Below are 13,475 nucleotides of genomic sequence, written 5' to 3' on the forward strand. Positions count from 1 at the left end.
GTCGTCCTCCAGTGCCTTCGTCCTGACGCCGGGAGATGCCGGCGCCGCTTGATAGTCTATCCCCGATCAATTGGGCGAGGAAACCGTTCCGGCCGCCTCGCCGTCGTGAGGGGCGCTCACCCGCGCACGAGCCATACGATACAGACCCCGATGGCGAGCGCGGCGACACCGCCGCCGCGCAGGATGTTGTCCGGCAGGTCCAGCATCTGCCGGATTGCCTGTTTCATCGCGCCCGGGGCCAGCGCATAGAGGGTTCCCTCCAGCGCCAGCACCAGTCCAAGCGCGACCCACAGATCGCTCACTGCGCGGTGGCGGCGGGCGCTGCGGGCTCAGCCGTCGGCGCCGCCGGCATCTCCGTGGCCGGAACGCGCGTGGGCGTCAGTTCGGTTCCGCGCGGATCGCGGAAGTAGCGGAAGAACTCAGAGTTCGGAGACAGCACCATCGAGGTTCCGCTTGTCTCCAGTCCGGCCGCATAGGCCTGCATCGACCGGTAGAAGGAGAAGAACTCCGGATCTTCGCTGAACGCTTCGGCAAAGATGTTCGTCCGCTCCGCGTCACCGTCACCGCGCATGATCTCCGCATCGCGTCGCGCCTCGGCGATCAGAACCGTCGCATCGCGGTCGGCGCGCGACCGGATCCGGCGAGCCTGTTCCTCACCCTGCGCACGAAGCTCCGTCGCCTCGCGCTGACGCTCGGTTTGCATGCGACGGAAAATCGCGTCGGAGTTGGTCTGCGGAAGGTCCGCGCGACGGATCTTGACGTCGATGACCTCGATCCCGATCGGTGCGGCGCGGATTGCCACGTCCTCACGGATCTCGTCCATCAGTTCGGCGCGTTCGTCACGCACGACCTGCACGAAGGTGGCCCGCGCCAGCACTGAGCGAAGGCTCGACTGCAGGAAGGTGGACAGACGCTGGTTCGCCTCGTTGATGTTGTTCACCGTCTGGTAGAACAGGACCGGATCGGTGATGCGGTAACGGGCGAAGGCGTCCACGATCAGGCGCTTCTTGTCCGAGGCGATGGCCTCAATCGGCGGCATGTTGAGATCAAGCACCCGCTTGTCGAAGAAGCGCACGTTCTGAACGAAGGGGACCTTGAACTTCAGGCCCGCTTCGCGCTCGCTCTTGCGGATTTCACCGAACTGAAGCACCAGCGCCTGCTGGTCCGGGTTGATGATGTAGATCGACAGATATGCGGTGAACGCCAGTGCTGCGATCAGCAGGGCGCCAAGTCCGAAAAGACCGTTCTTCATTACTGGTTGCCTCCGCTGCGGGCGGCGCCCTGAGACTTGTTGAGCTGGTCGAGCGGGAGATAGGGGACAATGCCGCCCGCGCCGCCAACGTTGTCGTCGATGATGATCTTGTTGTTGGCGCCCAGAACCTTTTCAAGCGTTTCGAGATAGAGCCGCTCGCGGGTCACGTTCGGTGCCTTGCGATACTCCTGGAGAACCTTGGTGAAGCGCTGTGCCTGACCGTTGGCTTCCGCGATCGTCTGGTCGCGATAGGCATTGGCCGCCTCGAGAACACGGGCCGCTTCGCCTCGCGCTTCCGGCACGATCCGGTTGGCGTAGGTCTGCGCCTCGTTCTGGATGCGCTCCTGGTCGGCACGGGCCGCCTGCACGTCGCGGAAGGCGTCGATGACCTGCTGCGGCGGGTCGACCTTCTGCATCTGCACCTCGGTCACTTCGACGCCGGCGCCGTAGGTGTCGAGCGCGCCCTGCATCAGCGTGCGCACGGCCTGCTGGATGGGCAGGCGGTTTTCGCCGAGGATGGAATCGATGTTGCTCTCGCCCACGACCTCGCGCATCGCGCTTTCGGCAACCGCCTTCACCGTGGCTTCCGGATCCTGGATGTTGAACAGGTAGTCAGCCACGCCCTGCGGCGTGTTGCGGATGCGCCACTGAACCTTGAAGTCGACGTCGACGATGTTCTCGTCGCCGGTCAGCATCAGGCTTTCCTCGACCACGTCCTGCGCCGTAACGCGCGAGCCGCGCACCGTCTCGCGAAGGCCGACGGTGATTTCGCGGATGCGCAGCACTTCCGGCGTGAACACGGACCCGAGCGGATAGGGCCAGTTGTAGTTCAGGCCCGGAGCGGTCTGGTCGGTGATTTCGCCAAGAACGAGCTCCACGCCGACCTGGCCCTGTTCGACGCGGTAGAAACCGTTGGCGAACCAGATGCCGATCACGACGACGATCGCGAGCAGGATGCCCTTGAAGCCGAGATTGCCGCCGCCGGGAAGCACGCTCTTCAGCGTGTTCTGGCTACGCTTCAGGAGTTCTTCCAGATCCGGCGGATTGCCGCCTCCGCCGCCACCGCCGCGCTGGGGACCACTGCCCCAAGGGCCGCCGCCGCCACCGCCCGATCCGCCCCACGGACCGCCGTTGCCGCCGCCTTTCCAGCCGCCGCCGCCGTTCTGGTTGCTCCAAGGCATCAACACATCCTTCGCTGAGGAGCCCGGCGCCGTATGCGCCAGGGTCCGGTTGTCGTCTTGCGCCCATCAGGGCCTCGTCGGGTTATAGGAACTCTTCCCGGCGCTTTCAATGAAGCGTATCGGCCGTCACTCCCCTGGTACCGACTTGGATACCGCGACCTTGCTTGTCAATGCATACCGGGGCGACAGCTGCCCGGTTTCGCGGTTTTCGCGTCGATTTCGCCCACGATGGTTTATCCGGCTGCCGACAGGGCGGCTCGGGCGGCCTCCAGTCCGCTTTGCCGTGCGCCATGGGCGGTGGAAAAAGCCGTTGCCGAAACCGCTTCACCGGCCAGAAACAGGCCTCCCTCAATAGGTGCGCGAAGGGCGGCGCGGGCGTCGGCATGGCCCGGCAGGGCGCAGGAGTAGGCGCCCAGGATATGCGGATCCGAGCTCCAGCGGGTCGCGGTGGCGCGGCGGATGCGCGCGGCGATGCCGCTGCCGAAAACGTCCTTGAGGGCGGCAAGGCCGAAATCGACCATCGCCGGCTCTCCCGCCGCTTCCAGCTCCCGCGCGGTTTCGCCGCACAACTGGCCGACGATCACCGGCTGGGAGAAGTGGTTGACGACGAAATTGATCGGCGCCCGCGCCGGGTCGCCGGACGTCATCGTGTCGATATAGGCCGTGTCCTCGAAGCCCTCGACCGGTGCGTCGAGCAGGAACGCGACTTTTTCGGCGACGCCGGTCGGACAGTGTAAGGCCGCCTCCTGCACGGCGTCGGGAAGCGCGGGCGTAAAGCGGATCCTGCCTGAGGCGAGGATATTGGTCGAAACGGTGAGGATGACGGAGCGGGCGCGCAAGGTGCCGCGGCTGGTTGCGACGCGGATCGGCGTCGACGACCGGTCGATCGCGCTGACCTCCACATCCAGATGCACCGGCACATGCGCCGAAGCGCGGGCAATGAGCGCGCCATAGCCGGAGACGACCGGCCAGTTTTCCTTGGTGTCCTGATAGGCGGCAAGGTCGAGCGTGGAGATCTGCTCCGGGGGCATGGCGGAGAGCAGCGACATCCAGTGCCGGGCGAGCGGCCACCACGGGCCGGCGGTGTCGCATACGCTTTGCGCATCGACGTCCCGGCCCGCCTCGCCGGCCGCGTCAGCGGCCGCGAATGCCGCCTCGACTGCGTCCCAGGCGGCCCTCGTCGTTGCCGCATCCGCCTTTTCGCCAGCGAGATACAGACCGCTGGAGCGGCGCGTTCCCATGCGTCGATAGTCGACGTCCAGCCGGTCGGCGATTTCGCGGAACGGATTGTGCGAGGCGCTGTGAATCCAGTGACAGCCCCGGTCGAAGGGGATGCCGGGAAAGATGCGCTCGTCCGTCCAGGCGCGGCCACCGACGCGGGCCTTGGCCTCCAGGACGGCGAAAGACACGCCGGCGCGTGCGAGGGCTTCTCCGGCGGCAAGGCCTGCAGCACCTGCGCCGATGACGATCACGTTGTAGTCGGACATTGGGTCTCCGGAAATCGGGTCTTGAAAATAAGCCGGTCAGCCGGTCAGCCGTTCGGCGTGCCAGGCCATGTGGTCCGGCAGAAAGGTCGAGACGAAGTAATAGGAATGATCATAGCCGCCCTGCAGGCGCAGGGTCAGCTCGACGCCAGCCTCGCGGCACGCCGCGTCGAAGGCCCAGGGCTTGAGCTGCTCGTCCAGAAAGCCGTCGGCAGATCCCTGGTCGATCAGGATATCGCGCGCCCAGCCTTTGGTTCGAACGAGATGGCAGGCGTCATGCGCTTCCCAGGTCTTGCGGTCGCCGCCGAGATAGGCGCCGAGCGTCTTCTCGCCCCAAGGGCAGGCGGTCGGATTGACGATGGGCGCGAAGGCGGAGACGGAGCGGAACAGGTCGGGGTATTTCATGGCAAGCGTCAGCGCCCCGTGACCGCCCATGGAATGGCCGGTGATGCCGATGGCGCTGTCCCACACCGGCAGCTCGGCGCTCACCAGGCCCATCAGTTCGTCGGCGACATAGCTTTCCATGCGGAAATGCGGGGCCCAGGGGGCTTGCGTCGCATCGACGTAGAAGCCAGCGCCCTGGCCAAGGTCATAGGCCTCGTCATTGGCAACGCCTTCGCCGCGCGGGCTGGTGTCGGGGGCGATCACGATCATCGCGTTTTCCGCCGCGAGCCGCTGGTAGCCGGCCTTCGAGGTGGCGTTTTCCCAGGTGCAGGTCAGGCCGGAGAGATAGACCAGCGTCGGGCAGATTTCGCCGCGCAGGGCCTCTGCCGGCAGAAAAGCGGCGAATTCCATGGCGATGCCGGTGGCGGTGGAGGCGTGCCGGTAGACGCGCTGCTCTCCGCCGAAGGCGCGGGCGCTGGAAACAAGATCAAGGGTCATGGATGGGCGGTCTCCGAAGGGGTGTCGTGGCGCGCGGCGGCCGGCTCGATCCCGGCCGGGCGGCGCATGTCGATATGCGGGATCCCGTCCTCGTCGTAAATCTCCGAGACGGGACGGAAGCCATGAGCGGCGTAGAAGCCTTGCAGTTGGGCCTGGGCGGAGAGCTCCACCGGCCGGTCGGGCCAACGCTCGAGCGCGCGGGCGATGCCTGCCGTCAAGAGATACCCGCCGAGGCCGCAGCCGCGCCAGTCCCGTGCGGTGGCGATGCGGCCGAGGCGCGGTGCCCCGTCGCCGTCCGGCGGCAACAGGCGCAGGCAGGCGGCAAGCCCGCCGTCCGCCGTCTCCAGCAGGAGATGTTCGGCATCGGGGTCGCGCCCGTCGATCTCCGCGTAGGCACAGGCCTGCTCGACAACGAAGATGGCGACGCGCAAGCGGAACAGCGCGTGGATCCGTGCCGGGGACAGATTGTCCAGGCTGGACCAGATCGCGTCCAGCCGGGGCCGGTCGGAGATGGCAGGCGGCGGGATCCGGATCACGAAGACCCGGCCGCCTCTTCGGCCTGCGACCGGGCTGCGCGCGCCAGACGCTCGATCTGCTCTTCCAGCCGGTCGAGCGCCTCGCCGGTGCGCTCATGGGTGTCGCGCAGGTTCTTGAGGCTCGCCGAGATCATCGAGAGCTCCGTCGTCATGCGTTCATCCGTCGGCGCCTCGCCCACGCCATACAAAAGCCAGGTCGGGCTGACGGCGAGAAAACCCGCAAGCATGGTCAGCCGGTTGGCGCGCGGCTCGGAGCGGCCGCTTTCCCAGGCATTGACCGTCGCGGTCTTTATGCCGAGACGGCGCGCAAGCTGCGCGCCGCTCAGGTTGGCGGCTTCCCGTGCGCGGCGGATGCGTCCGCCGATGGAATCCAGGTCGCGTGTCTCCGACCACATCGTTTCCGCCTCGCTCATTGCGGGGAGCTCCTCAGGTTGCACGCATGCCGGCTTTGGGGGCCGCGTGAGGGACAGGGTCAGTCGTAGAGGACGACCGAGCGGATCGACTTGCCTTCATGCATCAGGTCGAAGCCGTGGTTGATTTCCTCCAGCGGCATGGTGTGGGTGATCATCGGATCGATCTCGATCTTGCCGTCCATGTACCAGTCGACGATCTTCGGCACGTCGGTGCGTCCGCGTGCACCGCCGAAGGCCGTGCCGCGCCAGGAGCGGCCGGTGACGAGCTGGAAGGGGCGGGTGGAGATCTCCGCGCCCGCCGGCGCCACGCCGATGATGATCGATTCGCCCCAGCCCTTGTGGGCCGCTTCCAGCGCCGTGCGCATCACGTTGACATTGCCGGTCGCGTCGAAGGTGTAGTCGGCGCCGCCCTTGGTCAGGTCGACGAGATAGGGCACGAGATCGCCCTCGACCTCGTTCGGATTGACGAAATGGGTCATGCCGAAGCGCTCGGCCATTTCCTTCTTGCCGTCATTGATGTCGACGCCGACGATCATGTTGGCGCCGACGAGACGCGCGCCCTGGATCACGTTCAGGCCGATGCCGCCGAGACCGAAGACGATGACGTTGGAGCCGGGTTCGACCTTGGCGGTGTTGATCACCGCGCCGATGCCGGTCGTCACGCCGCAGCCGATGTAGCAGATCTTCTCGAAGGGGGCGTCCTGGCGCACCTTGGCGAGCGCGATTTCCGGCAGGACGGTGAAATTGGCGAAGGTCGAGGTGCCCATGTAGTGGAAGATCTTCTCGCCGTTCAGCGTGAAGCGGCTGGACCCGTCCGGCATCACGCCGGCGCCCTGCGTCGAGCGGATCTTCTGGCACAGGTTGGTCTTGGGGTTGAGGCAGTATTCGCACTCGCGGCATTCGGGCGTGTAGAGCGGGATCACGTGGTCGCCGGGCTTCAGGCTGGTCACGCCCTTGCCGACCTCGCGCACGATTCCCGCGCCCTCGTGGCCGAGGATCGCCGGGAACAGGCCTTCCGGATCGGCGCCGGAGCGGGTGAATTCGTCGGTGTGGCAAATGCCGGTGGCCTTGATCTCGACCAGCACCTCAAAGGCCTTCGGGCCTTCCAGGGTCACGGTCTCGATCGTCAGGGGCTTTCCGGCCTGCCAGGCCACGGCCGCGCGTACGTCCATAGTGTCGTCCTCCAGGAGCGGGTCGTGCGGCGGCGAAACAGGCCGCCTGTTCTGGGCCCGATCCTAGGCAGGCTTTGCGACGAGCGAAAGGGCGCAGGCCGACGCAGATAGGCGCAGACGCGACAAAGGGCGCGTTCGTCGATCCAAGCCCTGTTTCGCAAACTGTGGAAAACGGCTGGTTCTCAGCGCTAGCGCCGATAGCTCAGGAAGGTCACATCCGTGCTGTCGTTCGCTCCGCGCTCCGGGGTTTCGCGCGCGACTTCCCGCCAGACGTCTTCGTCGATCCGCGGAAAGTGTGCATCGCCGTCGGGGGTTGCGTGCACCCGTGTGATCTCCAGCCGGTCGGCGCGGGGCAGAGCGGCTGCATAGATCTCGCCACCGCCAACCACCATCACCGCCTCGACGCCGTCGGCCGCGGCGATCTTGGCTGCGCGTTCGATCGCGGCCTCGAGCGAGGGCGCGGTGAGCACGCCGTCGCGGGTCCAGTTGGCATCGCGGGTGACCACGATGGTGGTGCGTCCGGGAAGCGGACGACCGATCGATTCAAACGTCTTGCGGCCCATGACCATCGGATGGCCGAGCGTCAGTCGCTTGAAGCGCTTCAGGTCGGACGAGAGCCGCCAGGGCATGTCGCCCTTCGCGCCGATGACACCGTTTTCCGCAACGGCTGCGACGAGCACGAGAGCGGGGGCGGAGGGCGAGGCGGAGCTTGCGGACACGGGCGGGCCTTCGTTCTTCGGGCGGCTTTTGTTTGCGGACCGGGAGATAGCACAAAAACGGCCCGCGCGAAGGCGGGCCGTTTCATTTGCTTCAGGTCGCTCAGGCGATCTAGCGCTTAGTTGCGCTCCTTGTCGACCAGGGCGTTGGACTTGATCCACGGCATCATGCCGCGCAGCTTCTCGCCAACTTCCTCGATCTGGTGGGCGTCGTTCAGGCGACGGGTCGCCTTGAAGCGGGCCTGGCCGCCCTTGCATTCCTGCATCCACTCGGAGGTGAACTTGCCGGTCTGGATGTCGGTGAGGATGCGCTTCATCTCCGCCTTGGTTTCCGGCGTCACGACGCGCGGACCGGACATGTACTCGCCCCACTCCGCGGTGTTGGAGATGGAGTAGTTCATGTTGGCGATGCCGCCCTCGTAGATCAGGTCGACGATCAGCTTCACTTCATGCAGGCACTCGAAATAGGCCATTTCCGGTGCGTAGCCGGCCTCGACCAGGGTCTCGAAGCCGGCGCGGATCAGCTCCACGAGACCGCCGCACAGAACGGCCTGCTCGCCGAAGAGGTCGGTTTCGCACTCTTCCTTGAAGGTCGTCTCGATGATGCCGGAGCGGCCGCCACCGACGCCCGACGCATAGGCGAGGCCGAGGTCGAGCGCGTTGCCGGAAGCGTCCTGATGGACGGCGACCAGGCACGGCACGCCGCCGCCCTTCTCATATTCGCCGCGCACGGTGTGGCCCGGGCCCTTCGGCGCGATCATCAGAACGTCGACCGTGGACTTCGCCTCGATCAGGCCGAAGTGGACGTTCAGGCCGTGGGCGAAGGCGATGGCCGCGCCGTCACGGATGTTGTCGGCGATGTGGTCCTTGTAGATATCGGCCTGCAGCTCGTCCGGGGTGGCCATCATCATCAGGTCGGCCCAGGCGGCGGCGTCTGCCACGCTCATGACCTTGAGGCCGTCGGCCTCGACCTTGTGCGCGGTCGTCGAACGGGGGCGCAGTGCGACGACGATGTCGGTGACGCCGCTGTCCTTCAGGTTCAGCGCATGGGCGCGGCCCTGCGAACCGTAGCCGATGACGGCGACCTTCCTGGATTTGATCAGATTGAGATCGGCATCACGATCGTAGTAAACGCGCATTGTTGGATACTCCCGTTTGGCGTTTCATGCTTGGGCGCCGGTTGGCCGGCGTCCGGGGTTTTGACGTCAGCCCGCCGGGTGGCCCGTGTCCTGGGCGTCCGGCGGGAAGAGGGTGAGAAACTGGTCGACCGACAGGTTTGCCCGCGCCGCGAAATCGGCCTCGGTGCCCTCGGGCTCCTGGCCGAGCAGCCAGCGGCCGTGGGCATCGCGCACGATCAGCCCGTAGAGCGTGCGATAGGCCTCCGTCGCATCGACGGCGGCGATATGCCCTTGTGCAGCGCCTGCCTCCAGCAGCACGCGGGCTCGGGTCGCGATCCTGAGGCGTCCGCGCTCCAAAAGCAGGCGGCCGAGCGGTGAGCCCTCGCGGCTCGCCTGGCCGATGGCGAGCCGGTTCAACGCGAGCGAGGTGTCGCCGGCCAGCACCGTGAGCAGATCCTCCGCGAAGGTGACGAGCCGCTCGCGAAAGGCGGATGCGCTCAATTGGTAGTCGTTTTCATGTGGCACGCGCACCTTGGACGCCTGATGGGCGACGATGGCCGCCAGCAGTCCGTCGCGGTCGCCGAACCAGCGATAGAGGCTCTCCTTGGAGCAATTGGCCGCCCGCGCCACCGCCGCCGTCGTCAGCGCCTTCTCGCCGCCCTCGACCACAAGCCGTAGCGCCGAGGCGAGGACCTCGTTCTGGCGGGGCGTGAATTCGGGGCCGGTGGCGGTCATGGGGGTGCTGACTTCGAGCGTGCGGTTGGAGGGTAGCGGTCGTCTGGCCGGCGACTGTCCGGGCGCGTCACCACGGTCTCATGCGGGTTGAGAAACAAATAGTACCGTACGGTACGGTTCGGCAGTGACAATGCCCGCGATGCCATCCGCCGTCAAGCGGGAAAATGGGCGCGCTTCGGTGTTCGCATTGGAGGGAAGCGGTCACCCCGGCTTTCGCCAAAGCTCAGCCGGTGTGACATGCGGAGAGTGGGGGCCGGTACGCCTGACGGGCGCTAGATGAGCAACTCACCCTTGGAGATGATGACCGCCTGGCCGCCAATGCGCGCGGCGTGGAGGGCGCCGGCTTCGATGTCGAGTTCCAGGTCGATCATCGAGGGGCGGCCCATGTCGTAGCCCTGTTCGATGCGCACATAGTGGGTGCCGTCGGTCGGCTTGTCGAAATGGCGCACGACGCCGGCGAAGGCGGCTGCCGCGGAGCCGGTTGCGGGGTCTTCGTAGATCCCCATGCCGGGGCTGAACATGCGGGCCGAAAAGGTGCCGTCATGCGTCGTGGTCTGCCGGCAGTAGACATAGACCGCCGCGCCGCCGTCGCCGCCGTAGGCGTCCTGCCAATAGGCCTGGACGGGGCGCGCGCGGGACAGGGCCTTGAGGTTGGCCACGGGCACGAAAGCGAAGGCGACGCCGGCCTCGAAGGCGGAGGGGCGGTGGTTCTCGAAACCGATCTCGTTGGGTTCCAGCGACAGGCTTGCCGCGATGATGTCCTTGTCGCCGAGCGGATCGGCGGGGCGGGCGAGTTTCGGTACGTCGAATTCGGCAAAGCCGGCGGCGCCGTTTTTCAGCACCACGCCGCAGCGCACGTTGCCGACGGCCTCTTCCAGCACGACCATGGCGTTCTGGTCGTCGTCGGTGTCGCCGAAGCGCTGGCGGGCCAACAGGATCGCGGTTCCCACCGTCGGATGGCCTGCGAAGGGCAGCTCTTTCGTCGGGGTGAAAATTCGCAGCTTGGCCGAGTGCGCCGGGTTTTCCGGCGGCAGCACGAACACGGTCTCCGACAGGTTGAACTCGCGTGCGATTCCCTGCATCCGGGCGTCCGACAGGCCTTCCGCGTCCAGAACGACCGCCAGCGGATTTCCCGCAAGGGCCTGATTCGTGAAGACGTCGAGGACGTAGAACCGTCGTGCCATCGTGCGCATTCCCCTGTTTCTCTTGTCGCCGTTGTCGCGATTGTCGCCATGCCCGAGCGTGCGGGCGGACAGACTGTCGCATGCCGTGGCCGGCGTTGCCAGCGCCGGACGCGACTTCGCGCCCGGTCATCGTCAACCAAAGGTTAACAAAACACGCCGGGCCGGTCGCCCCTTGTGCGGTTTTGGCTAATGGGCCGGCTCGAGACCCGTGAACCGGTCGGCGCGATCGGCCGTAGGACAGGCCATGACCCTCTCATTGAACAGTTTTCCTCCCGGCGGCATTGCCGTTGTCATCGGCTCGACCGGCGGAATCGGCTCCGCGTTCATGGATGCCCTGGACGCCTCCGGCCGCTTCGGCGCCGTGATCGGCCTGTCCAGACGGAGCGATCCGCCCCTTGATCTTCTGGACGAGGCGAGTATCGAGGCCGCCGCGGCTGCCGTGCGGCAAAGGGGACCGTTGCGCCTCGTCGTCGATGCGACCGGTATCCTCTCCGATGCCGAGATGTCGCCGGAAAAGGCGCTTCGCCAGATTGACCCCGCGCAGATGGCGCGCTCCTATGCGATCAACGCCATCGGTCCGGCGCTTCTCCTGAAACACTTTGGCCCGGCGATGGCGCGCGACGGCAAATCGGTGTTCGCGACCCTTTCGGCCAAGGTCGGCAGCATTGGCGACAATGGGCTCGGCGGCTGGATCAGCTACCGGGCGGCCAAGGCGGGGCTGAACCAGATCGTCAGGACCGCCTCGATCGAGCTCGGGCGCCGGGCGCCGGAGCTTGTCGTTCTGGCGCTTCATCCCGGTACGGTCGACACCGGCCTGTCGAAACCCTTCGCCAAGGCGGGTCTGGAGGTCCAGACCCCCGACGCCGCCGCCGGGCGGCTCTGCTCGGTGATCGATACGGTAGATGCATCGCAGACCGGAGGCTTTTTCAGCTACACGGGCGAGCGGCTGCCCTGGTGAAGGGCAAAAGCCGGCGGTCGTTGCGCGGTGCGCGTCGACGGGTGTAAAAGGCGCGGATCGCCCGCCGCACCCGAGAGCCGCATGTCCGATTTCCGCATTTCCGCCTTCTATCATTTCGCAGCCCTCGACGACTTTGCGGCGCTGAAGACCCCGCTTGCGGCGCTGGCCTGCAGGAAGGGCGTACGCGGGTCGATCCTGCTTGCGGCGGAAGGCGTCAACGGCACGATTGCCGGCACGGACGAGGGCGTCGACGCGGTGCTCGCGCATATGCGCGCCGATCCGCGCCTGGGCGGGCTCAAGGACAAGAGTTCCCGCGCCGGGCGCATGCCGTTCAAGCGGCTGAAGGTGCGGTTGAAGCGCGAGATCGTCTCGCTCGGCGTGGAGGGGATCGACCCGGTCGAAAAGGTCGGGACCTATGTGGCGCCGGAAGACTGGAACGACCTGCTTCGGGACCCGGATGTCGTGCTGGTCGACACGCGCAACGACTACGAGATCGCCTTTGGCACCTTCGAGGGCGCCATGTCGCCCGAAACGCGCAGTTTCCGCTCCTTCCCGGAGTGGGTGAGAACCGCCCCGGCGATGGCCAACAAACCCAAGGTCGCCATGTTCTGCACCGGCGGGATCCGCTGCGAAAAGGCGACGTCGCTGCTGCTTGAGGAAGGCTTTGGCGAGGTCTACCACCTCGACGGCGGTATCCTGAACTATCTCGAACGCGTCCCGCGCGAAGAGAGCCTGTGGCGCGGCGACTGTTTCGTGTTCGACGAGCGCATCGCGGTCGATCACGACCTGGCGCCGACCTGGGGCGAGGGGGCGCCGGAAGAAGCGCATGCGGTGCTGCCGCGCGCCGTGGTCGAGGGCGCGGACGGCTGACGATCCGCTGCCCGTCAGTCTCCTACAGGCGCAGGAGATGGCCCGGAAGGCCGCGCACGCCGGGCGTCAGCGCGAACACTCCGCCGGAGTCCGGATAGGCCGACAGCATGTCCGCGTCTCCGGGCGGGCGCAGGCTGGTGATGACGAGCGTGTCGAGACCGGGGCCGCAGAAACACGGCATGGTCGGTCGCGGCACCGGCATCTTCAGCGTCTCGAAAAGGGTCCCCTCGGGCGAAAACCGGTTGACGACGCCGGCGGAAACGCCGGCGGACCAATAGTCCCCTTGCGCATCCACCGTGCCGCCGTCCGGCCGGCCGCTGTCGTTGGTCATTTGCGCGAAGAGGCGGCGGTTGGCGATGGCGCCGGTCGCGGGATCGAAATCCCAGGCCTCGATCCGGCCGGGCCGGCTGTCGGCGTGATAGAGCGTGCGCCCGTCGGGCGACCAGGCCAGTCCGTTGGAGACCGTGACCCCCTCCACCATCCGCGTGCAACCGCCCGAGGCGTCGACCCGGTAGAGCGCGCCGATCGGCTTGCGGTCGGGCCGGTCGTCCATGGTCCCGACCCAGAAGGCGCCATCGGGACCGACCTTGCCGTCGTTCAGCCGGGTGCGCTCGTCCGTCTCCTCGATGGCGACGAGCGGCTCGAAGGTCTCGTTGCGAAGGCGATAGAGGCCGACCCGGTCGCGCAGGGCGACGATCAGCACGTCGGGGTCGGTGGTCAGTCCGAAGGAGCCGATCACGTCCGGCATGCTGCGGATGGTCTCTGTGCCGCTTGCCCAGTCGCGGGCGATTAGCCGTTTGCCCAGAATGTCGCACCAGTGGAGTGTGCGGCTGCGATGATCCCAGGTCGGCCCTTCCGCCAGGTCGCTGATCGTGTCGCTCAACCGGCGGATGCACGCGGATGTCTGTCGGGGCTCGGTCATGGAGAGAACCTTCGCAGTCGGGAGGAACCGATCGGGCGGCAGGTCTCATGTG

General features: G+C 66.8%; 15 protein-coding genes. 2 read left to right on the forward strand and 13 right to left on the reverse strand.

Annotated elements, in window-relative coordinates; genetic code table 11:
• Nucleotides 1-116: 116 nt before the first annotated feature.
• The 12 genes from LC092_RS08485 to LC092_RS08540 all read right to left on the reverse strand — a co-directional run bounded on the left by LC092_RS08485 (nucleotide 117) and on the right by LC092_RS08540 (nucleotide 10,673).
• A complete protein-coding gene (locus LC092_RS08485) occupies nucleotides 117-302 on the reverse strand; it encodes a DUF2065 domain-containing protein (protein WP_224806067.1) in 186 nt (61 codons plus the stop codon).
• The gene (gene hflC / locus LC092_RS08490) at nucleotides 299-1,252 is read right to left on the reverse strand and encodes a protease modulator HflC (RefSeq protein ID WP_224806069.1); all 954 of its coding nucleotides are present in this window, start codon (nucleotides 1,250-1,252) and stop codon (nucleotides 299-301) included. The genes LC092_RS08485 and hflC overlap by 4 nt, the downstream gene beginning before the upstream one ends.
• Nucleotides 1,252-2,433, reverse strand: coding sequence for an FtsH protease activity modulator HflK (gene hflK / locus LC092_RS08495; protein ID WP_224806070.1), 1,182 nt, complete (start codon nucleotides 2,431-2,433; stop codon nucleotides 1,252-1,254). Before hflK ends, hflC begins: the two co-directional genes overlap by 1 nt.
• Nucleotides 2,434-2,666: 233 nt before the next feature.
• A complete protein-coding gene (locus LC092_RS08500) occupies nucleotides 2,667-3,920 on the reverse strand; it encodes a flavin monoamine oxidase family protein (RefSeq protein WP_224806072.1) in 1,254 nt (417 codons plus the stop codon).
• 36 nt (nucleotides 3,921-3,956) lie between these two features.
• Nucleotides 3,957-4,799 (reverse strand): S-formylglutathione hydrolase, encoded by an 843-nt coding sequence (gene fghA / locus LC092_RS08505; protein ID WP_224806074.1) that lies wholly within the window; start codon nucleotides 4,797-4,799, stop codon nucleotides 3,957-3,959.
• Entirely contained in the window at nucleotides 4,796-5,335 is a 540-nt protein-coding gene (locus tag LC092_RS08510) for a GNAT family N-acetyltransferase (RefSeq protein ID WP_318245910.1), read from the reverse strand. The genes fghA and LC092_RS08510 overlap by 4 nt, the downstream gene beginning before the upstream one ends.
• Complete coding sequence (locus LC092_RS08515; RefSeq protein WP_224806076.1) at nucleotides 5,332-5,748, reverse strand: helix-turn-helix domain-containing protein; 417 nt, start codon at nucleotides 5,746-5,748, stop codon at nucleotides 5,332-5,334. Before LC092_RS08515 ends, LC092_RS08510 begins: the two co-directional genes overlap by 4 nt.
• A 59-nt stretch (nucleotides 5,749-5,807) precedes the next feature.
• A complete protein-coding gene (locus LC092_RS08520) occupies nucleotides 5,808-6,920 on the reverse strand; it encodes an S-(hydroxymethyl)glutathione dehydrogenase/class III alcohol dehydrogenase (protein WP_224806077.1) in 1,113 nt (370 codons plus the stop codon).
• A 188-nt stretch (nucleotides 6,921-7,108) separates the two neighbouring features.
• The gene (locus tag LC092_RS08525) at nucleotides 7,109-7,639 is read right to left on the reverse strand and encodes a dihydrofolate reductase (RefSeq protein WP_224806079.1); all 531 of its coding nucleotides are present in this window, start codon (nucleotides 7,637-7,639) and stop codon (nucleotides 7,109-7,111) included.
• Nucleotides 7,640-7,755: 116 nt separating this feature from the next.
• A complete protein-coding gene (gene ilvC, locus LC092_RS08530; RefSeq protein WP_224806080.1) occupies nucleotides 7,756-8,775 on the reverse strand; it encodes a ketol-acid reductoisomerase in 1,020 nt (339 codons plus the stop codon).
• 66 nt (nucleotides 8,776-8,841) lie between these two features.
• Complete coding sequence (locus LC092_RS08535) at nucleotides 8,842-9,489, reverse strand: TetR/AcrR family transcriptional regulator (protein ID WP_224806082.1); 648 nt, start codon at nucleotides 9,487-9,489, stop codon at nucleotides 8,842-8,844.
• 272 nt (nucleotides 9,490-9,761) lie between these two features.
• Entirely contained in the window at nucleotides 9,762-10,673 is a 912-nt protein-coding gene (locus LC092_RS08540) for a PhzF family phenazine biosynthesis protein (protein ID WP_224806084.1), read from the reverse strand.
• A 244-nt stretch (nucleotides 10,674-10,917) separates the two neighbouring features.
• Here LC092_RS08540 and LC092_RS08545 point away from each other — a divergent pair, with 244 nt between their 5' ends.
• Entirely contained in the window at nucleotides 10,918-11,631 is a 714-nt protein-coding gene (locus LC092_RS08545) for an SDR family NAD(P)-dependent oxidoreductase (RefSeq protein WP_224806085.1), read from the forward strand.
• Between the two features lie 81 nt (nucleotides 11,632-11,712).
• On the forward strand, nucleotides 11,713-12,501 hold the full coding sequence (locus LC092_RS08550) for a rhodanese-related sulfurtransferase (protein WP_318245911.1): 789 nt from the start codon (nucleotides 11,713-11,715) through the stop codon (nucleotides 12,499-12,501).
• Between the two features lie 22 nt (nucleotides 12,502-12,523).
• On the opposite strand, the gene LC092_RS08555 is transcribed toward LC092_RS08550, so the two are convergent.
• Nucleotides 12,524-13,423 carry an SMP-30/gluconolactonase/LRE family protein gene (locus LC092_RS08555; protein WP_224806087.1) on the reverse strand — a complete coding sequence of 300 codons (900 nt, stop codon included), beginning with the start codon at nucleotides 13,421-13,423 and terminating at the stop codon, nucleotides 12,524-12,526.
• Nucleotides 13,424-13,475: the final 52 nt, after the last annotated feature.

It is taken from the genome of Stappia stellulata, from assembly GCF_020176715.1.
Classification (GTDB): Bacteria; Pseudomonadota; Alphaproteobacteria; order Rhizobiales; family Stappiaceae; genus Stappia.

Excerpts from the sequence above, each read along its gene's own strand:
- hflC (WP_224806069.1), bottom strand. The coding sequence starts at position 1,252 with ATGAAGAACGGTCTTTTCGGACTTGGCGCCCTGCTGATCGCAGCACTG.
- hflK (WP_224806070.1), bottom strand. The coding sequence starts at position 2,433 with ATGCCTTGGAGCAACCAGAACGGCGGCGGCGGCTGGAAAGGCGGCGGC.
- LC092_RS08500 (WP_224806072.1), bottom strand. The coding sequence starts at position 3,920 with ATGTCCGACTACAACGTGATCGTCATCGGCGCAGGTGCTGCAGGCCTT.
- fghA (WP_224806074.1), bottom strand. The coding sequence starts at position 4,799 with ATGACCCTTGATCTTGTTTCCAGCGCCCGCGCCTTCGGCGGAGAGCAG.
- LC092_RS08515 (WP_224806076.1), bottom strand. The coding sequence starts at position 5,748 with ATGAGCGAGGCGGAAACGATGTGGTCGGAGACACGCGACCTGGATTCC.
- LC092_RS08520 (WP_224806077.1), bottom strand. The coding sequence starts at position 6,920 with ATGGACGTACGCGCGGCCGTGGCCTGGCAGGCCGGAAAGCCCCTGACG.
- ilvC (WP_224806080.1), bottom strand. The coding sequence starts at position 8,775 with ATGCGCGTTTACTACGATCGTGATGCCGATCTCAATCTGATCAAATCC.
- LC092_RS08535 (WP_224806082.1), bottom strand. The coding sequence starts at position 9,489 with ATGACCGCCACCGGCCCCGAATTCACGCCCCGCCAGAACGAGGTCCTC.
- LC092_RS08540 (WP_224806084.1), bottom strand. The coding sequence starts at position 10,673 with ATGGCACGACGGTTCTACGTCCTCGACGTCTTCACGAATCAGGCCCTT.
- LC092_RS08545 (WP_224806085.1), top strand. The coding sequence starts at position 10,918 with ATGACCCTCTCATTGAACAGTTTTCCTCCCGGCGGCATTGCCGTTGTC.
- LC092_RS08550 (WP_318245911.1), top strand. The coding sequence starts at position 11,713 with ATGTCCGATTTCCGCATTTCCGCCTTCTATCATTTCGCAGCCCTCGAC.
- LC092_RS08555 (WP_224806087.1), bottom strand. The coding sequence starts at position 13,423 with ATGACCGAGCCCCGACAGACATCCGCGTGCATCCGCCGGTTGAGCGAC.